Origin of the sequence: Actinomyces respiraculi (assembly GCF_014595995.2) — a bacterium.
In the GTDB taxonomy this organism is placed as follows: Bacteria; Actinomycetota; Actinomycetes; order Actinomycetales; family Actinomycetaceae; genus Actinomyces; species Actinomyces respiraculi.
This window is the reverse complement of sequence record NZ_CP063989.1, coordinates 856,796-879,542: the sequence shown is the minus strand read 5'-3', so window position 1 is coordinate 879,542 and position 22,747 is coordinate 856,796. Positions and strand designations below refer to the sequence as shown.

Below are 22,747 nucleotides of genomic sequence, written 5' to 3'. Positions count from 1 at the left end.
TCCCCCATGCGTGCGACACGCATCATCGCACCGGGGGCGGTCACAGCCGGGTGACCGGGCTCCACAGGCCCCCTCCGTGCTATCCCCGTGCCCATGTGTCCACAGGTGCCGTGCGGACGATCGGAAGGGGAGGGGAACTCGCGGCACAGTGCCGGTATGCCTCACGACCTCCTGACGGACAGAGCCGACGCCGGTGCAGCCGCCGGTGCCGAGGCCCGTGCCGCCCTGGCCGGCACCTGGCACCTGGCGGTGCTGCGCGGTCCCGACGCCGGCGTCGTGCTCGCCCTGCCCGATGGCGGCGAGCGCGTCGTCGGCCGCGGCGGTGCGCTCATGGACCCTTACGTCTCACGCGAGCACCTGCGGCTGCGTGCCACCGCACGAGGCGTGAGCGTCCTCGACGCACCGGGGGCGAACGGGGCCAGATGGTACGGCCTGCGCTCGCTCCTGCGGGCCTCGGGACGCCGCGCCCTACGTCCGCCGCAGCGGTGGCCGCCGGGCAGCCGGCTCCGGGTGGGCGACACCCTGCTGGAGCTGCGCAGGCGACCGGAGGACCTGACGGTGCCGCGTCCTTTGGGCCCTCGCGCCGGACGCGGCAGGGCCCGGCTCGGCGCGCTGCTCGTCCTCCTGGCTCTCCTGGTGGCGGTGGGAGTCGTTGTCGCCTCCCATCGCGCGGGCTACGGGGGACGCTCCCTCATGCTGTTGCCCCTGCTCCTCATGGGTCTCATGAGGCTGAGCACGGTGGGCCTGCCCGTGGGCAAGGGCACGGGCAGGTGCGGGTGGCGACGACGGCGCCCGGACCCGGCCGGGCTGCTGCTGGCGGTGGCCCGACGCGCCCACGCCGTCGTGCCCGCAGCTCAGGCGGAGGACGGCCCCCGGGCCTGGTGCGGACGCAGAGGCCGACGCACTGCTGTCTCCCTCGAGGCGGGGGATGCACTCGCCCTCACCGGCTCTGGGGCGCTCGAGGCCCTGAGGTGGTGGACGGCCCAGGTCGCCGCCTGCGGGGGTGTGGGCCTGCACGTGGAGGACGCCGGCGTGCACCTGGTCTGGGGCACCGGCGCCACCAAGAGCGAGGCACTGCTGGCCTCCTCCGGCGCCTGCGGCCCGCCGGTGGCAGCCTCGCGAGTGCGCGCCGTCCCGGGCTCGCGCGGTTGGAGGCGTGACGCCCGCCGACTGTCCTTCACGTGGTGGCAGGCGGTGACCCACATGGCCGGCGTGGGCCGGCCGGGCGCGACGGCCGCGGACCGGGCAGACAACGGGCGCGCCCTGCCCCGCCGCGCAGGGCTGGAGGAGGTTCTGTGCGAGATCGACCGCGAGCGCGTGCGCAGGGCCTGGCGCCGGCCCGCACCGGGCCTGAAGGCTGTGCTCGGGGTCGGCGCCAACGGCCCGGTGAGCACCGACCTCGTGGCTGACGGACCCCACGCCCTCCTGGCGGGCACGACCGGCTCGGGCAAGTCGGAACTGCTGACCTCGTGGCTCCTGCAGCTGGCGGCCGGGCACCCGCCGCACCGGCTCTCGCTCGTCCTCATCGACTACAAGGGAGGCGCCGCCTTCGGGCGCCTCACCCGGCTGCCTCATACCGCCGGCGTCCTGACCGACCTCGACCACGCGATGACCTCGCGGGCCCTGTCCTCACTCAGCGCAGAGGTGCGCCGCCGCGAGCGGGTCCTGGCCCGCCACGGCGCGGCGGATGTCGCGGCCGTTGCCGAGGAGGAGCGCCCGTCCCGTCTGCTCATCGTCGTCGACGAGTTCGCGGCGCTGGCCACCAGCCACCCGGAGGTCCTGGACGCGCTCATCCGGGTCGCGGCCCAGGGACGCAGCCTGGGCATCCACCTGGTGCTCGCCACGCAGCGGCCGGCGGGGGTCGTCAGCGCCGCCGTCCGGGCGAACACGGCGCTGAGGGTGTGCCTGCGGGTGCTCGACGGCGCGGACTCGCGCGACGTGCTCGGGCACGAGGAGGCCGCCAGGCTCGATCCCGCGCCCGGGCGCCTGCTCGTGGCCGGCTCCCGGCGTGAGGGGCCGCTCCAGGCCCTGTACGCGGGCGAGGCCGGGCAGGTGGCGAGGCTCGTGGAGGAGCTGCGGGCAGCCGCCACCGGGTCCCCGGGGGCCTGGTGCCCCTGGGCACCGCCGCTGCCGGCACGGGTGACCCGTGCCGAGGCTCGCGCGCGCGGCGCAACCCAGAATGATGCCGTCCTTGTCGGTGGACCACACGCTGAGGCTCGCGCGCGCGGCGCAACCGGGCCGGAGGCAGGGCCGGGGGTGCTGCTGGCCGTCACGGACCTGCCGGAGGAGCAGGCGCAGGGCACCTGGTCCTGGGATCCCGGCGAGGCCCTGCTCGTCCTGGGGACCGCGGGCTCCGGGCGCAGCACCACGGTGACAAGCGCCGCCGTTGGCGCGCTGGCAGCCGGGCTGGAGGTGCACGTGTGCGGGTCACCCGGGCCCTGGGTGGGGCAGGCCTGGACGGGGCTGGGCACCGTCGTCGGCACTGAGGACCCGCGGCGGCTGGTGCGCTTGTGGTCCCTCGCGGCGGCGGGAGCGCTGGGCGGAGTGCTCGTCCTGGACGGGGCGGAAGAGCTCGTCGCGGCCGTGGAGGAGGTTCTCGGCCCGGCCGAGGGCGCCGCACTGCTCGACGCGGTGCGGCGTGGATGCGCCCTGTCCGGCGCGGGCCTGGTGGTCTCGGCCTCGCTCGGCTCCTCAGGGGCCAGGTGGGCGCTTCCCCTGCGCACACGCATCGTCCTGGGTGCCGACGACGCCGCCCGCGCGGCGATGGCCGGGGTGGAGCGGGGGCGTCTGTGCGGGCGTGGGCCGGGGCGTGGCCTGCTGGTGGTGGGCCACTCGACGCTCGACTGCCAGGTGGTTCTGGCAGATGAGGACATCGGCGCTCAGGAGATCGACAGGCAGAACACCTGCACGGCCGCGGGAGCACCCCCCGTGCGGCTGGCGCCCCTCCCGCTGTCGGCGGTCCCACGACCCGGGGCGTGGGCCGTCGGCGGTGACGACGCAACACCCCTGGGCGTGCCCGACGGGCCGGTGCTCGTCGTCGGACCCCACGGGTCGGGGCGGACGACGGCGCTGCACTCCCTGTCGCGGGCGCTGGCAGAGTCCACCGGTGAGACGCCGCTCGTCGTCGACAACCTCGACCTGGCGGGCCCACAGGAGCTCGCCTCAGTCGACGAGGCACTGGCCACGGGGGCGCGGGTGCTGGCCTCGGCGACGACGGAGCGTGCGGTGGGCGCCTACCGCGGCGCGCTGGCGGATCTGCGTGCGAGGGCCGCGGTGGTGGTGCTGTGGCCCGCTTTCGGGCCCGCGGCGCAGGTGGCGGGGATGAGTGTCCGGGCGGCCTGCGATCCCAGGCACCCCACGACGCCGGGGCGTGGGGTCCTGGTCTCGCGGGGGGAGGTGACAGCGCTCCAGGTCGCTGCGGGGCATGACCGAGGGCAGGATTCCACCCGGAAGGTCTGACCTTTGGTGAGGTGCACACCTTCAGGTGCCGAAACGTCAAGGATCCGGGGCTGTGAGCATCGCGATACGGTCTCGGCGCAGGTCTCGTCCCTCAGCCCTTGCCCCTCCCCTGACAGCGTGTGAGGGTTGGCCCAGGACGCGGTTGACTGATGTCCACCTCCGCACCGGCTCAGCCGGTCGCCGTCGAGGAGCACCGGGAGACGCCGCACGCATCACCACCCTGGAAGGGAGCCCTCATGGACTGGCGCAGCCAGGCAGCATGTCTCACGGTCGACCCCGAGCTCTTCTTCCCGGTCGGTAACACGGGTCCCGCCATCGCCCAGATCGCGGAGGCCAAGCAGGTGTGCGCGCGCTGCGAGGTTGTCGACACCTGCCTCAAGTGGGCCCTTGAGAACGGCCAGGACGCCGGCGTCTGGGGAGGCATGAGCGAGGACGAGCGACGCTCCCTCAAGCGCCGCGCCGCGCGCGCCCGCCGCTCCTCCTGAGCCCGCGTCCTGAGCCCGCGGGGCGGCGGGCCGGCGCCGGCCCGCCTCAGGACTCCTTCAGCCGCGCACGGACGATGACCTCCGTGCCGCGCCCCGACTCGCCGGGGTGCCAGTCGATGGAGCCGCGCAGCTCTCCGCGCACGAGCGTGCGCACGATCTGCGTGCCCAGGCCGGTGAGGATCGTGCCCTCCTCGAAGCCCTGACCGTCGTCGATCACCCGCACCTCCAGGTCCTCACCCTCCCGGTGGGCCCTGACCGTCACCAGCCCGTCACGGTCCTCCAGGCCGTGCTCGACCGCGTTGGCCACAAGCTCGGCCAGCACCGTTGCCAGCGCCTGGGCCGCATCCGCGTCCACCGTGCCGAAGGTGCCCTCCAGGCGCGTGGCCACGTCGCCGCGGGCACGCGCCACGGTCGCGGCGGCCCGCAGGATCGACTCGAAGACCTCGTCGAAGTCGACCTTCTCATCGACGTTGTGGCTCAGGGCCTCGTGCACCGTCGCGATCGTCGCCACGCGGCGCTCGGCCTCCGCCAGGGCCTCGCGCGTCTCGTCGTTCGTCGCCCGGCGCGCCTGCATGCGCAGCAGCGCCGAGACCGTCTGGAGGTTGTTCTTCACCCGGTGGTGCACCTCGCGGATCGTCGCGTCCTTGTTGAGCAGCACCTGCTCACGTCGTCGGATCTCCGTGACATCGCGCACGAGCAGCACCGCGCCGGCCCTGTCGCCCGCGTCCGTCAGGGGGATGGAGCGGATGGCCAGGAAGACGCCGGCGACCTCGACCTCGGTGAGCCAGGCCTGACGCCCCATGAGGACCACCGCCATCGCCTCGTCAACCGGTGTCCTCTCCGGGATGATCGAGGTGACCGCCTCGGCCAGCTGGAGGCCGTCGAGCGGGCCGACGATGCCCAGGTGCCTGAAGCAGGAGTGGGCGTTGGGGGTGGCGAAGAGGACAACGCCGTCGGTGTCCAGGCTGACGACGCCGTCACCCACCCGCGGGGTGCCATGACGCAGGACCGTCCCGGCGCCGCGGATCGGGAAGGCGCCCTCGGCGACCATCTGGCACAGCCGGTCCGCCCTCTCCCCCAGGACCGTCTCCATGTGGCGCCCGCCCCGCATAAGGCCCACCGAGGTCTCGCGCGTCATGACGGCGATGGCCGTGCCATCGCGCACCACCGGCACGTACTCCTCGCGAACGGCGTAGGAGCCGGTCCACAGGGGCGTGGCGTCCACGAGCGGCTGGCCGGAGGTGAGGGCCTCAATGGCCAAGACCTCGCGGGAGGCCGGCATGCGGTGGCCGATGACCTCCTCGAGGTGGACGGTCGAGCCTGTTGAGGGGCGTTGGTGGGCGACGGCGACGAAGCGTCCGGTCTCGGAGCGCACCCACAACACGAGGTCGGAGACGGACATGTCAGCGATGACCTGCCAGTCGGCGATGAGCTGGTGGATCCAGTCACGATCCGCGTCCGGCAGCAGGGACAGGACACGGTGTGACGCGGCGGCGAAGGAGGGCACCGTCTGATCGTACTAACGCGTGGCAGGATCGCCTTATGAGAAAGACCGTCACCATCACCTACCCCGCCGACCCGGCCACCGTGGCGACCATGCTCGCCGACCCCGCCTTCCAGCGCGGCCGAGTGGCCCGGCTGGGCCAGGACGGCCTGGATGTCGATGTCGTGACGCGCGGCGAGGGCTTCGCCGTCACCGTCCGCGGCACGGTGCCCGCCGACAGGCTGCCCTCGGCGGCCCGCCGCTTCGTGCGCGGGCCCCTGTCGCTGACCCTGACCGAGTCCTGGGGAGAGCCGGGGGACGGGGGCCGTCGCGAGGGGCGTCTGAGCGCTGAGATCAGTGGCGCCCCGGTGCACGTGGCGGCCACCGGGTCGATGAGCTCCGACGACGGCGCCCGCACCACCGTGGTGCTCGACCTCAGCCTGGACGTCACGGTCCCGCTCGTGGGACGTGCCCTGGAAGACCGGGCGATGGGCCACGTGGATGCCGTCGTCGCGGACGAGCAGGCGCGCGCCACCGCCTGGCTGGCGTCTCACTGACCGGGCTCATGCCTGGATTCCCGTCACAGGCTCGTGCCACGATCAGCCCATGAGTGACACCAGCATCATCACCCCCACCGAGACCAATTCCGTCTGGGCGGAGCGCACGGGCACCCGCCAGTACCTCGGGCACAACGCCCGCGGGGCTGAGGTGCGCGTGGGCTCGGGCCCCGGCGAGTTCTCGCCCGGTGAGCTGCTCAAGATCGCCCTGGCGACCTGCAACACGCTCTCCGCGGACCACCGCCTGGCCAAGGCCCTGGGAGAGGACTTCGAGGCCAACGTCATCTGCGCGACTCTGAAGCACGAGGAGGAGGAGCGCTACCAGGCCATGGACGTCCAGATCGTCACGGACCTGTCCGCCCTCACCGGAGACCAGCTCGCCACGCTCTCCCAGCGGGTCGACGCCGCCATCGAGCGCAGCTGTACTGTGGGCCATACCCTCACCAAGGGGGCCGAGGTCCGCCTGCACCTGCTGAACGACCACCCCGAGGACGTGGACTGAGGCGCTGCGCCTTGCCCACGACCAGCACCTGTCAAGGCACGGACCAGGAGTGAGCATGAGCAAGACGCGAGCCTCTGCCTTCGAGCGTGCCCTCGACAAGGCGATCAATGTGCCTGCCCGCAGCATTGAGGACACCGTCGCCCGGATGCGGCGCGACCGTCCCGGAGCGGACACGGCCGAGCTCGTCGAGCTCGCGGCCGAGCGCTTCCGCACCGAGTCCGCACTGACCTCGGCAGCGGTGGGCGCCAGCGCGGCCCTGCCTGCGGTCGGCACGGGCACGGCTGCCGCCCTGACCGTGGGGCAGACCACCGTCTTCCTCACCAGTGCCGTCAAGTACATCCTCACCGTCGCCGAGCTGCAGGGCCTGCGCCTGGTCACGCCCGAGAGGCGCCGCGCCCTGGTCCTGTCCGCCCTCATGGGGCGTGAAGGCGCTGAGGCGATCCAGGGCTCGCTCGGGCTGACCACCCTGTACTGGGCGGCACAGTCCCTGGCACAGATGCCGCTGCCGACGGCACGCTCCATCAACGCCCAGCTCGTCAAGCGCCTGGCCAAGAGGAGCGCGGTCAAGGGCGGGGCCCTCGCCCTGGGCCGGCTCGTCCCCTTCGGCATCGGCGCCGCCATCGGCTTCAGCGGTGGACGGGCCCTGGCCAACCAGATCATCGAGGGCGCGGGCGCCGCCCTGGGTCCCGCGCAGGACGACGTCGTGGTGTACGAGGTCATCGAGGCCTGAGGAGGACACCCGTGACCACTCACCGTTACCCCTGCCTGGCCGAGATGGGCCTGGAGGCCCCCGAGGGCGTCGATGTCGCCTACGAGGAGCTGCTGGCCGACGTCCTCCTGCACGGGGTCGCCAAGGGGGACCGCACCGGGACGGGGACCCGCTCGCTCTTCGCCCGTCAGTTGCGCTACGACCTGAGCCGGGGCTTTCCCCGCGTGACGACGAAGTTCGTGGCGATGAAGTCCGTCAAGGGTGAGCTGTTGTGGTTCCTCCAGGGCGCGACCAACGTGCGCTGGCTCCAGGAGCAGGGCATCTCCATCTGGGACGAGTGGGCCGACGACGACGGCGAGCTCGGTCCGGTCTACGGCGCGCAGTGGCGCTCCTGGCCCAGCCGCGACGGCGGCGCCATCGACCAGATCACCACGCTCGTCGAGACGCTGCGGCGGGACCCGGACTCGCGGCGCATGCTCGTCTCCGCCTGGAACGTCTCCGAGCTCGACCGCATGGCGCTGGCCCCCTGCCACGCCTTCTTCCAGTGCTACGTCGCCGACGGTCGTCTGAGCCTGCAGATCTACCAGCGCAGCGCCGACCTCTTCCTCGGAGTGCCCTTCAACATCGCCTCCTACGCGCTGCTCACGCACATGCTCGCCCAGCAGGCCGGGCTGGAGCCCGGCGAGCTCGTGTGGACCGGCGGGGACTGCCACATCTACGACAACCACGTCGAGCAGGTCCGTGAGCAGCTCTCACGCGTGCCCCAGGCCTACCCCTTCCCGACTCTGCGGCTGGAGCCGGCCAGCTCCATCGACGCCTACACGATGGACTCCATCGACGCCTCCGACGGTTACCGGCACCACCCTGCGATCAAAGCGCCGGTGGCCGTATGAGCACGCGGTCCGCGTCGCGGGCACCGGTGCGCGTCGGCGCCGTCTGGGCGCAGGACCGTGCCGGCATCATCGGTGCCGACGGCGACATGCTCTGGCACGTGCCCGCCGACTTCCGCCACTTCAAGGCGGCGACCACCGGCGGCGTCGTCCTCATGGGGCGCACCACCTGGGACTCCCTGGGTGCCAGCCTGCCGGGGCGTCTGAGCGTGGTCCTCACCCGCCGCGAGCACTGGGGGGCCGACGGCGTCGCCTGCGCCGTGCCAACGCTCGCCGAGGGGCTTGACCGCGGCGCTGAGCTCCTTGCCGGGCTGGGTGAGGACCCTCGCCAAGACGTCTATCGCGCGCTGCCGCGCCTGTGGGTCATCGGCGGCGGCTCCGTGTACCGCCAGGCCCTTGAGGCGGAGGCGCTGGACGAGCTCCTCGTCTCCGTCATCGACGTCGACGCCGCTGCGACGGTTCGTGCACGGGGCCTCAGTCCGGACGCTCTGGTGCGCGTGCCCGACGTCGCCGCCGGCGCTGGCCCGCAGGGACACTGGGTTGCGGGCGGTCCCCTCTCCGACGCCCCCGGTGCCTGGCGGCCCGTCTCCGGGGACGCCGCCTGGCGCGTGGACCACTACCGGCGTCGTTGAGGTACCCCGGTGACCTCGGCTTTACGACCCGGCAGACCCGGCAGACCCGATCTCGGCTCCGCCCGCTCCCCCATCCTCTCCAACCCCACGCTCAGGGCTCTGCTTGCCGCATGCCTGTTCGTCTACATCGGACAGAACATGCTCAACGCGTCGATCGCGCCCCTGTCGCGCGCCCTCGGCCTGGCCGAGTGGATCGTGGGCCTGGCGATCTCCTGCGCCGCCCTGTTCGTCACGGTCCTCTCACAGTTCTGGGGGCGCCGGTCCGTCGCCTGGGGTAGGCGCCGCGTCATGCTCGCATCCCTCGGCCTGGCGCTCATCGCCGGCACATTGTTCGCCCTGGCCGTCGCGCTGCGCTCGGCGGGGGTACTGGGCGCGGGGGCGGCCGCCGCCGTCATCGTCCTCGCCCGCGGTCCCTTCTTCGGCTCCGCGGTCTCCGCGATCCCGCCGACCGGTCAGACCCTCATCGCCGAGATCACCCCGGACGAGAGGAGCCGGGTGGCGGGCATGAGCGCCTTCTCGGGGGCCATCCAGCTGTCGATCGTCGTCGGCTCGCTGCTGTCGAGCCTGCTGGGAAGCTGGTCGATCCTCGCCCCCGTCTGGGCCACCCCCGTCTGCGTCGCCCTCGCCTTCATCATCGGATGGGTGGGGATCCCACGCGAGGAGCCCCGTCCTTCTCCTCATCGAGGTGGGGATCACTCAGGCCTGCGAGGAACCAGCCCACTGACCTGCCCCACGTCTCGATCAGCTTGCCGAACAGGCCGTCCGGTGCAGCGTCGTCGCCGAGCAACCACAGGGCGTCGACGACACCGTCGACGGGCCGATAGGGCAACCACAGTTTGCGCTGGATGTTGTGATGTCTCAGGACGTCGGTGGCAGTTCTGTGTCAGGACATCGGTGACGCTTGGGGTCGGGGGTGTGGGTGGACATGTGCGTGGTGACGGGTTCGGGCTGGGTGTGTGTTCGGTCAGGGCCTTGGCCGTCTGAGCGAAGTCTCGACGCTTCTGGGGTGCCGGTGGCCGTGTGGACACCGCGGTGCGCGAGTGGCGGCCCGGGCCCGTGCGCACCCGCGAGACGACCGGGGGCCGGGCGCGAGAGGGGGCCGAGCCCCGGCCCCGCGGGTGTCCACGGCGCGGACATGACCAGCCTGGGCGTTCGACCGCGGGGAGGAGTACGGGGTGATCGCGCGCCTGTGGGCCGGGGCGTCGCCAGCGACCACGGTTGATGTCCGCCGCGTGGACACCAGCGGTGCGCGAGCGGCGGCCGGGCCCGTGCGCACCTGTGGGACAACGAGCTGGTGGCAGCGCGGGGGCCTCCAGGCCGGCGACTGCCACGGGCCCAGTGGACGAGAAGCCGGAGGACACCGCCCCCGAGGCCACCCGGACGTGTCACCTACGCAGATACCCCAGGTGTCACCGACGTCCTGAGACACAACAACGGCGATTCACCGTGCTTTCGAGAGCAGACCGAGCAGCTGGAGGGTGGCAGCGCGGCGTGCGCCCGCCGAGGGGCCACGAGCACGCGCCAGGATGGGCGCGTCTGGTCGCGGCGCCCGGAGGACCCGACGACGACCGGCGTCGACCTCGTTGCCCAGGTCCTGCTCTCGTCCCTCACACGTCGACCTCGCTCCTCACACGTTGACCTCGTTGCGTGAACGAACGAGATGGAAGACCGACGAACGAGATGGAAGGTAGAGGGACGAGATGGAGGGCTGAGGCTCGTTCCTGGCACGTCGATCTCGTTGCCCAGGTCTTGATCTCGCTTCTCGTACGTCGATCCCGTTCCGCACACGTTGATCTCGTTGCGTGAACGAACGAGATGGAGGGCCGACGAACGAGATGGAAGGCCGAGGAACGAGATGGACGGGCTCGGCGCGCGCCGTCCAGGCCCCTGCCCTGAAGACCATGACGTCAGGCCATGAGCCGGGGTGCCGCCGGGGAGCTGACGCCCGTGTTCGCAGTGTGGTCACCAGCGGCGCGCGCGAGCGGCGGCCCGGGCCCGTCCACACCTGAGCGGCGACGGGGGCAGGGCACGAGGCGACCGAGCCCCTGGCACCAGGAGAGCCCACGGCGCGCAGGGCGGGCTCATGGCCTGCTCGCGACCGCGCCCTGGCCCCGCGGGTGTCCACGCGGCGGACATGACCGGCCCACACGCCCGACCCGCCGGGAGGAGTACGGCATAATCGCACGCCTCCGGGCCGGGGCGTCAACGGCATCCCCGGCTCATGCCCGCCGCGTGGACACCAACGGCGCGCGAGCCGCACCTGAGCCCGCCCACGGACAACGAGCCGGCAGGAGCACCAGGGCCTCCAGGCCGACAACTTCCACGGGCCCGGTGGGCGGCCGGCCGGCCGGAGAAGACCATCCCCAACACCAACCCGAAGTGTCACCCCCACAAACACCCGAACTGTCACCGATGCCCTGAGACATCACAGTTTGCGCTGGATGTCACGAACCACGAAAGCCCCGTCCCACGGGAAGTCGGCTGGATAGAACTCGGCGTAGTCATGCTTGGCGTTGTCGATCATGTCACAACCATTCTGGTGCTGTAAGTGCGCCTGTGGGTCGAGCGTCAGGACCAGTGGAACGCTGTCCTCGGACAAGTAGGGGTGACCGGGGTAGTGCTCGACATGCATTCCCACATACTCTCGGCCGTCGTCCAGCAGGAACTGGACCGTGTCCACGAGCCAAGACCGAGTTTTTTCTGGCCCCTTGAGACAGAGCGTTTCATCACGGACCTCGACGATCAGTTTGTCGAACGATGCTGAACGCCACGCCAGCGCGTATATCGGAGGAAAGTCCCCCTGTGTCGTGGGGTTGCATCGAAGTTTGTCGACAGGATTGCTCAGCCAGTCCAGCATTTCCAAGAAGCTTTCACGATCTCCGTCGATGAGTACCTGGGGGAACGTGGATTCCTGGGTGAGGGCAAGCTGGCTCTTCGTGCGTCTCTCAGTGGTCACGAGCATTGTCCGACGTGAATTGGGAATTGCCGTCAGGTGTATTGCTCACCTCGGCACTGCACGCCCATGTCATGGCCATTCGGGTACGGTGTATCCGGTGCTGGAATCTCCTTGTCATCTCGACTGTCCTGTAGTTGTGTCGTCGCTCGGTGGGTGGGTGCGTGTGGTGCAAGATGATGGAATTGGGGTTTTTCCAGCATGTCGACGAAGAAGTTTCGCATGGTCATTCGCAACTCTCCGTCCGGCCAGACACCAAGGCAGGCAACGCGAACTCGTTCCCCCGGTTGTGGCCAGTATTCCTCGTCGCACAGCTCGGGGTCGTTGTTCACCAAGTCGGCACGAACCATTCCCGTGTCTCCCGAATCTTCCAGCCGAACTTGGATCTCCTTGGCTCGATGCTCTGTCACCACGCCCCATTCCGGCGCCGAAAGACCTTGCGGACGCGAGTTTCGCCCCGAGAGCACTTCAGGCACACCGCGCTCCAAAGCAGCGAATGAAAGCTGCCCCTCTTTCCACGAAGGAAATCGCTTGACCAAGATGCTCTGCCCCAGATCAGGCCAGTACTCCTGATTGCGATACAGCATCACCTCGCTTGCCGCCCCAATCCCACCAGCCCAACGGCTCCAGAGCCATCAAGCTGGACTTCATAGCCCCACGGATGATAGGCGAGGACGACCCCACGCTCAATCCCCTTGTCCATGTGTGCTGCCTTTCGGGGACAGGGGCCACAGCTCTGCCGACTCCTTCGGCCACGGCACCGAGATCGCCAACAGGGCCCCATCTCGCCCGATCGTGACCGCGACGTCCTCTGTGGTCAAGTTGGCCTCAGGCTGCCCCTCACCAATCCAGACGGTGAGGCAGTTGTCGTCCACCGAGCTCGCGAGCGAGAGGGACATGTCCACGTTACGCTTGGCAGGCTCCCGATAGTCGGGAGTCACCTTACAAGGCCACATGTCCCGGTCAACAACGGGCGTGCCCGCCTTGGCGGGAACCCCGTGCAGGGTCCGCCCTCGGCCATCCTCCTGCGGCAGGTCAATGATCACGAACCCGATCAGCGCCCCAGTGTCGGGATCGATCTTCAGCTCGACGAAGCCGTCAGCAGGTTCCCTGATGAACAGGTACAGGGGTGCGTCGGAGATGACGCTGTCCCATTCCATCATCAGCGGAACCCACCGGTCGGTCTCGATCAGGGTTCCCGTGGATGGCGCCACCCCTACGGTCCGCACCACGACACCCGTCTCCACGTTCATGCACTTCAACGCTACAGGGTGGCGAGCCAACCTGCGCGGTGCTGAAGCATGACGACCTCCTCGCCCTGACTCTCCCGGATTCCACCCACCGACGACGCCGCCTCCTGGATCGCCTCTGGGGTGCCGAAGATCACCACACCGCTGACCGGATGATTGTTCAGCGGCACCACGGACATCAGGCCGATCTGCGGCAGCAGCCCAAGCAGGGCTTCCTTGACTGATCTGCCGACGACCTCATGGTTCGCTCCGTCATATGGCAGGTAGTTCCGCGTTGCCCACCACAGCAGGCCAGTGGTTGCCTTGACGAACCGCTGACCTGCGTCAGCATCAGCTGAGGCCGCCAACCACCAGCCCGAACGTGGGCCATACAGCGGACCTTGCAACAAGTGGTGGAGTTCCTCGGTGCTGAGAGTGATCTGCCACCACTCCATGCATCGGTGGAACTTGGAGTCGTCCTCATAGATCAAGCGTCCCAGCCGCGCCATGGTTGACGCCTTGTACTGGCTGGTCCAACTCGATGGCTCCGTTGGGCCTTGTCCCTGGTTGTTGGACACGCTGATTCCGGCCCTTGGGGCTGGGGAGAGCGGGATGATCTGGTGATGGCCAGGAAGACCTGCACCGGGGAGTTCCGGCGTCAGGGCGTGGACTTGTACGAGTCGACGCCGGGGGCCACGCTGCGCTGCATCGCCGAGGATCTGGGCGTCACCCGCGCGATGCTGCGCCAGTGGCTGGCGTTGCACGGCACGGGACGCAAGACCGGCGCTGACGGGGCGCCCGCCGCCAGCCCTCTGAGGCCGGGCGCCGGCGGTCGGGCCACCGGCCCGGCCCCGGGTGCCAAGGAGAGCCCGGCCGAGACGATCGCGCGTCTGGAGGCCGAGAACAGGGACCTGCGGGCCCAGACGGCCAGGCTGAGGACCGAGCGTCAGATCCTGCGTCAGGCGGCCAAGTATTTCGCGGGGGAGATGGGCTGGTGAACCGCTTCCAGTTCGTCGAGGACCACAAGAGCGCCTGGGGCGTCAAGCGGTTGTGCCAGGTCATCGGGATCGCCCGCTCCTCGTTCTACGCCTGGCGGGCAGGCGCACCCAGGCGGGCGGCACGGGCCCAGGCGGACGCGGCCCTGGCCGCGCGCATCCAGGCCCTGCAGGACCCCGCCCGGGGCGGGGACCGCGCCTACGGCGCCCCCAGGATCACCGCTGACCTCAACGAGGGCGCACCGCCAGACCAGCGGGTCAACCACAAGCGAGTAGCCCGGGTCATGGCCGCCTTCAACCTGGCGGGCACCTGCCTGCGCCGCCGGGTCAGGACCACGCGCAGCGACCAGGCAGGGCGCCGCTTCGATGACCTCATCGGCCGGGACTTTCGCACCGGGCAGCCCAACCGCAGGTACGTCGGCGACATCACCTACCTGCCGGTCCGCGACGGCCCCACCCTGTACTTCGCCTCGGTCATCGACCTGGGCTCACGCAAGCTCGCCGGCTGGGCGCTGGGCGAGCACATGCGCACCGGGCTGGTCGAGGAGGCCCTCAAGGCCGCCTGCGCCCAGCGAGGCGGCCTGGCCGGGGCGGTGTTCCACTCCGACCACGGCTCGGTCTACACCTCCAAGGCCTACACCGCCCTGTGCGAGCGCCTGGGCCTGACCCAGTCCATGGGCGCTGTCGGCTCCTCCGCCGACAACGCCTTGGCCGAGTCCTTCAACGCCGCCCTCAAGCGAGAGCTCCTCGCCGGCCGCAAGACCTTCCCCGACGCCACAACGGCCTACAGGAGCGTGTTCCACTGGGCCAACCGCTACAACACCCGCAGACGCCACAGCGCGATCGGCAACGTCCCTCCCAACACCCACGAGACCGCTACACTGACAACCGCCGCATGAAACACACCCCGTGTCCACACAACGGGGTCAAAGCCCGTTCCAGCCTTGTATCGGCTCGTTCCCGCGATGAACCAGCCCAGCTCCTTGCCCCATTCCGCCATCAAACGACCGAACAGGCCCTCCGGTACGGCGTCGTCGCCCAGCAAACCACAGCGCATCAACAACGCCGTCAACGGGGCGGTAGGGCCACCAGTCCTTGCACTGGATGTCGCGGATGACGAAGGCCCCGTTGAAGGGGAAGCCTTCGGGGAAGAAGCCTTCGGAGTAGTCGGTGTTGTTGTCGATCACGTCACAGCCATTCTGGCGCGGTGGGGGCACCGGTGAAGGTGCCCGCCGCAATCCGCATGGACCACGGACGGAAAGGATCACCCGAGAAGGCCTCTACACACCGACCATCAGACAAGTGCAGCACGGGATCACAGTTCGTGATGGCACTCTGTGATGTCACCTCCTGCACGCTCAGATCCACCAGATCATCCACGCGCTCCCCCACGCCCGGAGTGGACCACGCATAGGCAAGCGTTCCATCAGAGTTCAGCACACGCCACCCGGGAGCCGTGATGAAGACCCACTCCTCACCTGACAGGCGTAATCCCTCGGAAGCTGACACGGCTTCACCGATCTCCAACGGACCAACTTCTTGAACCCGCTCAGCAAGCTGCACCACCATAGGAGACCCTGGCCGCGGACCCGCAGCGGCATCCTCAAGCACCTGCGGGTATGCCGCCGTCATCTGCTCGAAGGTCACATCCAATGCCCACGTTGTGTCTGATGGCCACCCCATCAGCGACCCCAACCCACGCAACCAGTCCGCGAACTCATGGAACTCAGCCTCATTGTCAGGCGTCAGCCCGAACGCACCACCAGAAGAGTCCGCATGCGAATCGTCCAGCCTCCTGACGATGTCAACGAACTCCTCGCGATGCTTCGTGAGGTGCTCCATGGGCATCGCCCGGAGTGCCCGCATCGCAGCCAACTCGGCCGAAGCGTCCATCACCGTCGGCATGTCTTGGAACATGCGAAGTTTTTTCATGCTGATCTCCGCTGTCTCATGTGTGCTCGTGGTCTTCAACACCCTGCAGAAGTGTGCGCACGTCGTTGTCGTCAAGGATGAAGGGGCGCAGTAGGTCACGTAGCACCTGCCCGCCATCCTCCCGTGCCAGCTGGATGAGTGCCGGATCCTGGACGAGTCTACGTGTCACGACCCCCTGCTCCGGCCGGTTCCGCCACAGCAGCCAAGCCTGGGGGTCGGATTTTCCGGCTCGCTGTCGTTCTGCCCTTCGTTGCTGTTGCTCGGCGATGGCTTGGACGTGCAGATCAATCACGATGGGGGACTGCCACAGCAGTGGGTCGTTGGGCTCGTCGGCGAATCTTGCTTCATGCAGAGCCTTCACCAACGCAGTCACTTCCGCGTCCGAGCATTCTTCCCAAACGATCATGCGAGTCACCCCGAGAACAACCGAGACAGCGTCTTGAACTTCGAGATCGTCACGGAACCAGTTCCATCGTGTTCATCACTACAGAGTGGCGAGCCAGCCAGCTCGGTGCCAAAGTTTGACGACCTCCTCACCTTGGCTCTCCCGGATTCCTCCCACCGACGCTGCTGCCTCTTGGATCGCCTCAGGGATCCCGAAGAACACAACGCCGTTGACTGGATGGTTGTTGAGGGGGACAACGGACATCAACCCGATCTGCGGGAGGAGTCCGAGGAAGGCTTCGATGACAGATTCGTCAACAACTTCATGGGTTCGCCCTTGGTAAGGTAGATAGTTCCTGGTCCCCCACCACAGGAGGCCGGTGGTTGCCTTCATGAAGCGTGGTCCAGCGTCTGCTTCCGTTGAGGCTGCCAGCCACCAGCCGGTGCGTGGATGGCGTAGTGGGCCCTGAAGCAGTGCGTGAAGTTCCGTTGCGTTCGGAGTGATCTGCCACCATTCCATGCTGCGGTAGAACGGGAAGACGTCCTGACGGGGCTGATAGTTCAGCTTGCCCAACAGTTTGGCTGTCGAAACGTCGTTTTCTCTGGTCCAGCTCAGCGGTTCGCGATCAACCTGGTAGTACGTCTCTCCCGCGACGAACCAGTCCAGCGCCTCGCCCCATTCGGTCATCAGACGGCCGAACAAGCCATCGGGTAGGGAGTCGTCGCCGAGTAGCCACAGGGCATCGACCTGGCCGTCGATGGGCCGGTAGGGCCACCAGTCCTTGCGTTGGATGTCGCGGACCACGAAAGCTCCATCCCAAGGGAACCCCTCAGGGTATCCATCACGCTCGTCCATCATCCTCCTGCTGGGTAATAGTAGTGGCCATAACCTTCCGGGCCATGGTAGTGCGGTGGAGCCACCTCAGGTGGCGTTCTGTCATTGAATCTGTGCCCACTCGCATGGTGTGCGATGTCGCGCGCCTGGCCTAGGGACCCGTCAGGGTTTTGCCACATGACATCCACCTGCTCCCACGGTTCGCCCTTGGGACCGATGAGGTTCGGGTTGTTGCCGTACTGCGGCTTCGCATGGACCGCCATTTCATCTAGCGGGATATCCGCAGGAGCACCATGAGCCACCGCAGCGGCGTGAAGTGCTTCCTCTCTAGTGTCGAAGTCGAAGTCACGTCCTGGCTTCCGTGGGACGGGGACGCAGTCGTCGTTGTTGTGCACCAGGATCCACGTCTGGTGCTCGGTGGCCACGTGGTAGTTGTGGTGGCCGTCGACCTCGATGTTGTACACCGTTTGGCGGCGGCCTGTGGACTGGATGCTCTGTGCCTCGACGGTGTCGCCGTCGGGGGTGCGGAGCTGATCGCCCTCGTGGAGTTCCCCTGCCGGGGATCCCGGCACGGCCCACGTGGGAGCGGTGCCGCAGGCGGTCCTGGACCAGGGCGCGGACGCCGCGCTGCCGCCACGGCGGCTGGTGCGGGTAGGGGTGAGCACAGGCCTCGTCTTCCTCGTGGTCCTGTCGCTCGCACCCACGCTGTGGCTCATGGCGACGGCGACCTTCTGCGTCGGCCTGGCCAACGGGCTGGTCGCGCCGGGCTACAGCGCGGGCGGCTCACTGGCGGTCAGGGCCGAGGAACAGGCCGCCGTCGCGGGGGTCCTCAGCGCGTCGGCGTCGGTCACCTGGATCTTTGCGCCGGTGATGGCAACAGCCCTGTACGGCTGGCACCCGGACGTGCCCTTCGCCCTCGCCCTGGCGGTCCTGTCGCTGAGCGCGGCGACCGCCTGGTTCAGCCCCGCGCTGCGCAGCCAGCACCGCCAGGGCAAGGAGGATCAGGAGTACTTCTCCTCGAAGTGACGCTCCAGCGACTCCAGGGAGTGGCCGAAGGTCTCCGGCAGGAACCTGGCGTAGAAGGCCAGCGTGCCGGCGTTGATCACCGCGAAGACGAAGAAGGTGTTGCCCTGCACCGCCGCGATGAGGTTCGGGAAGGCGAAGGCCACGATCACGTTGCCCATCCAGTTGCAGAACACCGCGACACCGTTGGCCAGGCCGCGCACCCGCATCGGGAAGATCTCCGAGAGCATGAGCCAGAAGGTCGGGCCGATGAAGCACTGCATCGAGAACAGGAAGGTGAGCATGAACAGCAGCACGAGGTAAGAGCGGGCCGTTGACTCAGGCAGGAGGAACATCGAGCCGAGCAGAATGAGCGAGAGGACCACGCCCGTCTGGCCGATGAGCATCATGCGCCTGCGAGGCAGCCTCTTGAGCAGGCCGATACCGATGGACACCGCCACGACCGACACCACGCCGTTGGCGATCGTGGCGACGAGAGCCGCCTGAGTGCCCAGGCCCGTGGTCTGAAGGATCGTCGGGGCGTAGTACATGATGCCGTTGACCCCGGTGAGCTGCGACAGTGCCGCCAGACCGATGCCGATCGCAGTGATCTTGCCGATCCACGGCGTCGCCAGATCCGCCCATGAGCCGGTGCCAAGCGCGGCCTCCTCCTCGACACGATGGAGGATGTCCTTGCCCTCGGCCTCGACGCCGTCGGCCATACGCACCTCGTTGAGCACCCTCCACATGTCGGCCACGCGCCCCCGGCTCGCCAGCCAGCGTGGTGACTCGGGCAGCAGGTGCATGCCGATCCACAGCCCGATGGCCGGGATCGAGGCGATGACGAGCATCCAGCGCCAAACGTGGGCCTGCGGCCACATGACGGCGATGAAGGCGTTGAAGGAGTACGCGAGCAGCTGGCCGGTGACGATCATGAGCTCATTGCGCGCCACCATGGTGCCGCGGATCGTCACCGGTGCCATCTCGGAGAGGTAGACGGGAACGGTCGCAGAGGCACCGCCGACGGCGAGGCCCAGGAAGAACCGGAAGCCCACCAGGACCGAGTAGTTCGGGGCCAGGGCGCAGCCGAGTGCACCGATGAGGAAGATGATGGCGACGGTGTAGATGTTCTTCTTGCGTCCATACCGGTCGGAGAGCCTGCCGCCCACGATGGCGCCGATGGCGGCGCCCATCGTGAGGGAGGAGGTGACAATTGATTCCTGGAAGGGCGACAGTCCCAGTCCCCCTTCCTCGGCGCCACGCGCGAGGAAGGGCAGGGCGCCGGAGATGACGCCGGTGTCGTAGCCGAACAACAGACCGCCGAGGGTGGCGATCGTGCGGATGGTGAACAGCCGCGCGTCGACCCGCTTGACCTCCGCGGGGGTTCCCGCGTCAGGGTGAGGGGCCGGTGCTGCCGCACTCGTGTACTGGCTCATGGCTGCGCCTCCACCGTGAAGGTGCGGATGAACTGGTCTAGGGCCTGGTCGGAGGCGCTGGTCGAGCCGGCCGGGGCGCTCGGGTCATCGGCGCCGGCGGGTCCCCAGGCGAAGGCCTCCATGCCGATGTTGCCGCGGTAGCCCATGTCTGCCAGGGCCAGGGCGACGTTGCGGTAGTTGACCTCGCCGGTGCCGGGCTGGGCGCGGCCGGGCACGTCCGCCACCTGCAGCTCACCGATGTGGTCCAGGGCCTGGCGGCACAGCTCGATGAGGTTCCCCTCGCCGATCTGAGCGTGGTACAGGTCGAGGTTCATCTTGAGGTGCGCATCGTCGACGGCGCTGACGAGGGCCAAGGTGTCCTTGGCCAGGGCGAAGGGGGTGCCGGGGTGGTCAACGGGCAGGTTGAGGTTCTCCAGGGTGAAGACCCGGCCCTCGCGTCGTCCGAGCTCGGCCAGGCGGCGGCAGGTGTCGGCGGCGCGCAGCCAGTCGCCGGGGGTGGGGTGTGCGTTGGCGACGACGGGGATGCCGCCCTCCCCCAAGCCTGTCCCGTGGAAGTTGAGGACGGGGCAGTCCAGGGTGTCGGCGGCCTTGAGGGAGTCCTCGGCGGTGGCGAGCATGTGCGTCACGCCGTCGTCGGTGGTCAGGTCCCCCTCGACGTATCCGGTCATGGAGACCACGCGCACGCCGTCGGCGCGGCGGGAGGCCAGGGCGTCCAGGTCCTTGGTGGTCCAGTCCCAGATCTCCACGCCCAGGCCGCGCGCAGCGATGGCCTCGACACGGTCCATGAAGGGCTTGTCCTGGTAGATCATCTCCGCGCAGGCCGCCAGGGTGAAGGCGTTGGTCGTGGGCACGCTCAGGATGCTCATCGGGCGACCTCCGTGAGGGCGACGGTCCGGGACTGCTGGACGGACAGGATCGCGGCGCGGGCGATCTCCAGCGCCTTGACGCCGTCCTCACCCGTGGGGATGGCGACGTCGGCCCCGTTGCTGGCCTCGACGAAGGCGGCGAACTCGGCGACGTAGGCCCCGTGAAGCAGGTCGGTGTCGGCTCGTGAGGTGTCGTAGGAGACCCCGGCCGGGCCGTAGTACTCCATGTCGCTGGTGCGCCCGGAGCCGGCGACGGCCATGCCGCCGTCGCCGAAGACCTCACCGCGCACGTCATAGCCGTAGGTCGCGCTGAAGGAGGCCTCGGCGGTGGCGAAGGCGCCGTTGTCGAAACGCAGGTGGACCACCGAGGTGTCGAGGAAGCCTGCGTCCCGGGCGTCGGGGCGCACGAGGGCGTCGGCGTGGGCGGTGACCTCGGTGACCTCGGAGCCGGGGTTGAGGAAGCGCAGCGTGTCGAAGTCATGGATGAGGGTCTCCAGGAAGATCGTCCACAGCGGAGTCCGTGCGGGGTCGCCGCCGTAGGGCCCCGGGTCACGGGTGAGGGAGCGCAGCAGCTGCGGGGTGCCGACGCGTCCGTCGTCGACGGCTGCCCGTGCGGCGACGAAGCCGGGGGCAAAACGTCGGTTGAAGCCGACCTGGAGGATGACGTCTGCCTCGCGGGCCGCGGCTACGCACTCGTCGGCCTCGCTCAGCTCGGTGGTGATGGGCTTCTCGGTGAAGATGTGCTTGCCGGCTCGGGCCGCCTCGATGATGAGGTCGCGGTGCAGGGCTGCCGGGGTGGTGATGACGACGGCGTCGATCTGCGGGTCGGTGAGGACGGCTGCAGTCTCCGACTCGGGGCGCGCTCCCGTCTGCTCGGCCACGGTGGTGGCGGCGTCGGTGCGGGGGTCGACGACGGCGACGAGGGTCGCTGTGTGCAGGTCGTGGGCGATGGCGTTGGCGTGGTGGGTGCCGATGCGTCCAGCACCGATGAGTGCTGTTCGCAAGGGCTTCGGGGGTGTCATGGTTCTTGACTCCTTCGTCATGGTCTGGGTGAAGAAGCCGGGCCCAACAGCGTCCTCGCTGCGGGTCCCGGCGACGTTTGCGACGGTAGTACGTTGCAATGACGCTAGAACATGAGCTCACGAAGTCTGCGTCATCAACCGAGGGTTTTCATTGCCATACCAACGTTTATACGACAGAGTCTTTCGACGGAACGTTCTATAATTCTCATCATGCAATCGCGTAGAGTGCGGCCAGGACGCCGCCCGCCACTGTGGCGGCGCACACACGATTGGGTGTGCCGGGCACGCAGTGACGCACAGGGACGGAGGACCACATGGCCGAGGGGGGCAAGGGCAGGAGAGTGACCCTGGTTGACGTCGCCCGGGAGGCCAACTGCTCGGTGTCCATGGCCTCGATCGTCATGAGGGACGCGGCCGGCGCCTCCGACGAGACTCGGCGTCGTGTCAAGGCCGTCGCCAAGCGGCTGGGGTACCGCACGGACCAGCGGGCACGGGCCCTGCGCTCGGCACGCTCGGGCCTCATCGGGGTGACCTTCGCCGTTCACCAGCCCTTCCACGCCGCGCTGGTCGAGAGCCTCTACCACGCGGCCGAACGCGTCCCCACGCACCGCCTTGTGCTGTCCGCGGTCATCGACACGATCGATGACCGCCGTGCCGCCGAGACCCTGCTGCGCGACCGCGTCGACGCACTCATCATGGTGGCGCCATCGACGGGGGTGGCGCGCCTGCGCGTCCTGTCCGACGAGGTGCCGGTGGTCACGGTCGCCCGCCCGATCTCCTGCGCGGCGGTGGACATCATCAGGATCGACGACCGCGGCGGGGTGGGCCTCGCGGTCGACCACCTGGTCTCCCTCGGGCACCGCAGGATCGTCCATGTCGACGGCGGGGCGGCGCCGTCCTCCGCGGAGCGCAGCGCCGGGTACCTGGAGGCGATGGGCTCGCACGGGCTGAGCGGTGAGGCCGAGATACTGCCGGGCGGCCTGGAGCAGGAGCACGGCCTGGCGGCAGCCGCCACCATGGTGGTGCGGGCGCAGGCCGCGGGCGGGCTGGAGCACCTGCCGACCGGCGTCGTCGCCTTCAACGACCGGGTGGCCGGTGGCATCGTGCTCGGCCTCCAGGCGGCCGGGGTGCACGTGCCGGTGCAGGTCAGCGTCGTCGGCTTCGACAATGCGCGACGGGCGCATGCCGGGCCGGTGTCGCTGACGACGATCGACCAGAACCCGGACCTCATGGCCCGGCTGGCGCTGGAGCGTGCGATCGGTCGCGCCGCGAACAGCTACCTGCCGACCGAGCAGGTGATCGTGCCGCGTCTGGTCGCCAGGGACTCGACCGCGGCCGCGCCCGGGCAGCGCTGATCAGCCCGGCCAGCGCCGAGA

At 69.2% G+C, this 22,747-nt stretch carries 23 protein-coding genes and 1 pseudogene; 11 read left to right on the top strand and 13 right to left on the bottom strand.

Annotated features, from left to right (window positions below; genetic code table 11):
- Positions 1–156 precede the first annotated feature (156 nt).
- Together ID810_RS03635 and ID810_RS03630 are read left to right on the top strand one after the other, a co-directional pair.
- Positions 157–3,459 carry a type VII secretion EssC family protein gene (locus tag ID810_RS03635; RefSeq protein WP_166855118.1) on the top strand — a complete coding sequence of 1,101 codons (3,303 nt, stop codon included), beginning with the start codon at positions 157–159 and terminating at the stop codon, positions 3,457–3,459.
- Positions 3,460–3,695: 236 nt separating this feature from the next.
- The gene (locus tag ID810_RS03630) at positions 3,696–3,944 is read left to right on the top strand and encodes a WhiB family transcriptional regulator (RefSeq protein WP_166855329.1); all 249 of its coding nucleotides are present in this window, start codon (positions 3,696–3,698) and stop codon (positions 3,942–3,944) included.
- A gap of 46 nt (positions 3,945–3,990) precedes the next feature.
- Here ID810_RS03630 and ID810_RS03625 read toward each other — a convergent pair whose 3' ends face one another.
- Positions 3,991–5,451: a sensor histidine kinase gene (locus tag ID810_RS03625; RefSeq protein WP_235931739.1), complete on the bottom strand. Its 1,461-nt coding sequence runs from the start codon at positions 5,449–5,451 to the stop codon at positions 3,991–3,993.
- Between the two features lie 35 nt (positions 5,452–5,486).
- On the opposite strand from ID810_RS03625, the gene ID810_RS03620 reads away from it, so the two are divergent.
- From ID810_RS03620 to ID810_RS12785, 6 genes and pseudogenes are all read left to right on the top strand, one after another.
- Positions 5,487–5,984: a DUF2505 domain-containing protein gene (locus ID810_RS03620; protein WP_166855119.1), complete on the top strand. Its 498-nt coding sequence runs from the start codon at positions 5,487–5,489 to the stop codon at positions 5,982–5,984.
- A gap of 49 nt (positions 5,985–6,033) precedes the next feature.
- Complete coding sequence (locus ID810_RS03615; protein WP_166855120.1) at positions 6,034–6,486, top strand: OsmC family protein; 453 nt, start codon at positions 6,034–6,036, stop codon at positions 6,484–6,486.
- A 55-nt stretch (positions 6,487–6,541) separates the two neighbouring features.
- A complete protein-coding gene (locus tag ID810_RS03610; protein WP_188232566.1) occupies positions 6,542–7,216 on the top strand; it encodes a hypothetical protein in 675 nt (224 codons plus the stop codon).
- Between the two features lie 44 nt (positions 7,217–7,260).
- Entirely contained in the window at positions 7,261–8,088 is an 828-nt protein-coding gene (locus ID810_RS03605) for a thymidylate synthase (RefSeq protein ID WP_166855331.1), read from the top strand.
- Positions 8,085–8,717: a dihydrofolate reductase gene (locus ID810_RS03600; RefSeq protein ID WP_166855122.1), complete on the top strand. Its 633-nt coding sequence runs from the start codon at positions 8,085–8,087 to the stop codon at positions 8,715–8,717. The genes ID810_RS03605 and ID810_RS03600 overlap by 4 nt, the downstream gene beginning before the upstream one ends.
- 72 nt (positions 8,718–8,789) lie before the next feature.
- Positions 8,790–9,377, top strand: a pseudogene (locus ID810_RS12785) (MFS transporter); the annotation flags it as partial.
- Between the two features lie 1,765 nt (positions 9,378–11,142).
- Here ID810_RS12785 and ID810_RS03590 read toward each other — a convergent pair.
- The 4 genes from ID810_RS03590 to ID810_RS03575 form a co-directional block, all read right to left on the bottom strand.
- Positions 11,143–11,673 carry a hypothetical protein gene (locus tag ID810_RS03590; protein WP_166855123.1) on the bottom strand — a complete coding sequence of 177 codons (531 nt, stop codon included), beginning with the start codon at positions 11,671–11,673 and terminating at the stop codon, positions 11,143–11,145.
- Between the two features lie 32 nt (positions 11,674–11,705).
- The gene (locus tag ID810_RS03585) at positions 11,706–12,260 is read right to left on the bottom strand and encodes a hypothetical protein (RefSeq protein ID WP_188232567.1); all 555 of its coding nucleotides are present in this window, start codon (positions 12,258–12,260) and stop codon (positions 11,706–11,708) included.
- Positions 12,261–12,356: 96 nt separating this feature from the next.
- Entirely contained in the window at positions 12,357–12,923 is a 567-nt protein-coding gene (locus ID810_RS03580) for a hypothetical protein (protein WP_166855125.1), read from the bottom strand.
- 11 nt (positions 12,924–12,934) lie between these two features.
- Positions 12,935–13,477 carry a hypothetical protein gene (locus tag ID810_RS03575; protein WP_166855126.1) on the bottom strand — a complete coding sequence of 181 codons (543 nt, stop codon included), beginning with the start codon at positions 13,475–13,477 and terminating at the stop codon, positions 12,935–12,937.
- A 45-nt stretch (positions 13,478–13,522) separates the two neighbouring features.
- Here ID810_RS03575 and ID810_RS03570 point away from each other — a divergent pair.
- A protein-coding gene (locus tag ID810_RS03570; RefSeq protein ID WP_166855127.1) for an IS3 family transposase occupies positions 13,523–14,793 on the top strand; the annotation gives its coding sequence in 2 pieces (ribosomal slippage) (positions 13,523–13,880 and positions 13,880–14,793; 1,272 coding nt in all).
- A gap of 27 nt (positions 14,794–14,820) precedes the next feature.
- On the opposite strand, the gene ID810_RS03565 is transcribed toward ID810_RS03570, so the two are convergent.
- The 5 genes from ID810_RS03565 to ID810_RS03545 form a co-directional block, all read right to left on the bottom strand.
- Positions 14,821–15,081 carry a hypothetical protein gene (locus ID810_RS03565; RefSeq protein WP_166855128.1) on the bottom strand — a complete coding sequence of 87 codons (261 nt, stop codon included), beginning with the start codon at positions 15,079–15,081 and terminating at the stop codon, positions 14,821–14,823.
- Position 15,082: 1 nt separating this feature from the next.
- The gene (locus ID810_RS03560; protein ID WP_166855129.1) at positions 15,083–15,826 is read right to left on the bottom strand and encodes a hypothetical protein; all 744 of its coding nucleotides are present in this window, start codon (positions 15,824–15,826) and stop codon (positions 15,083–15,085) included.
- A 16-nt stretch (positions 15,827–15,842) separates the two neighbouring features.
- Positions 15,843–16,232 (bottom strand): hypothetical protein, encoded by a 390-nt coding sequence (locus ID810_RS03555; protein ID WP_166855130.1) that lies wholly within the window; start codon positions 16,230–16,232, stop codon positions 15,843–15,845.
- A 78-nt stretch (positions 16,233–16,310) separates the two neighbouring features.
- Positions 16,311–17,066, bottom strand: coding sequence for a hypothetical protein (locus ID810_RS03550; RefSeq protein WP_166855131.1), 756 nt, complete (start codon positions 17,064–17,066; stop codon positions 16,311–16,313).
- Positions 17,066–17,509 carry a hypothetical protein gene (locus ID810_RS03545; RefSeq protein WP_166855132.1) on the bottom strand — a complete coding sequence of 148 codons (444 nt, stop codon included), beginning with the start codon at positions 17,507–17,509 and terminating at the stop codon, positions 17,066–17,068. Before ID810_RS03545 ends, ID810_RS03550 begins: the two co-directional genes overlap by 1 nt.
- 115 nt (positions 17,510–17,624) lie before the next feature.
- Between ID810_RS03545 and ID810_RS03540 the strand changes: the two genes are divergently transcribed.
- Positions 17,625–18,071, top strand: coding sequence for an MFS transporter (locus tag ID810_RS03540; protein WP_342355780.1), 447 nt, complete (start codon positions 17,625–17,627; stop codon positions 18,069–18,071).
- On the opposite strand, the gene ID810_RS03535 is transcribed toward ID810_RS03540, so the two are convergent.
- Genes ID810_RS03535 through ID810_RS03525 form a run of 3 tightly spaced genes read right to left on the bottom strand, consistent with a single transcriptional unit; the run spans position 18,047 to position 21,371 of the window.
- Positions 18,047–19,483: a sugar porter family MFS transporter gene (locus ID810_RS03535; RefSeq protein WP_166855134.1), complete on the bottom strand. Its 1,437-nt coding sequence runs from the start codon at positions 19,481–19,483 to the stop codon at positions 18,047–18,049. The two genes, ID810_RS03540 and ID810_RS03535, sit on opposite strands and share 25 nt — an antisense overlap.
- The gene (locus ID810_RS03530) at positions 19,480–20,349 is read right to left on the bottom strand and encodes a TIM barrel protein (protein ID WP_166855135.1); all 870 of its coding nucleotides are present in this window, start codon (positions 20,347–20,349) and stop codon (positions 19,480–19,482) included. Before ID810_RS03530 ends, ID810_RS03535 begins: the two co-directional genes overlap by 4 nt.
- Entirely contained in the window at positions 20,346–21,371 is a 1,026-nt protein-coding gene (locus tag ID810_RS03525) for a Gfo/Idh/MocA family oxidoreductase (protein ID WP_166855136.1), read from the bottom strand. Before ID810_RS03525 ends, ID810_RS03530 begins: the two co-directional genes overlap by 4 nt.
- 314 nt (positions 21,372–21,685) lie before the next feature.
- Between ID810_RS03525 and ID810_RS03520 the strand changes: the two genes are divergently transcribed.
- Positions 21,686–22,726: a LacI family DNA-binding transcriptional regulator gene (locus tag ID810_RS03520; protein ID WP_235931741.1), complete on the top strand. Its 1,041-nt coding sequence runs from the start codon at positions 21,686–21,688 to the stop codon at positions 22,724–22,726.
- Positions 22,727–22,747 lie beyond the last annotated feature (21 nt).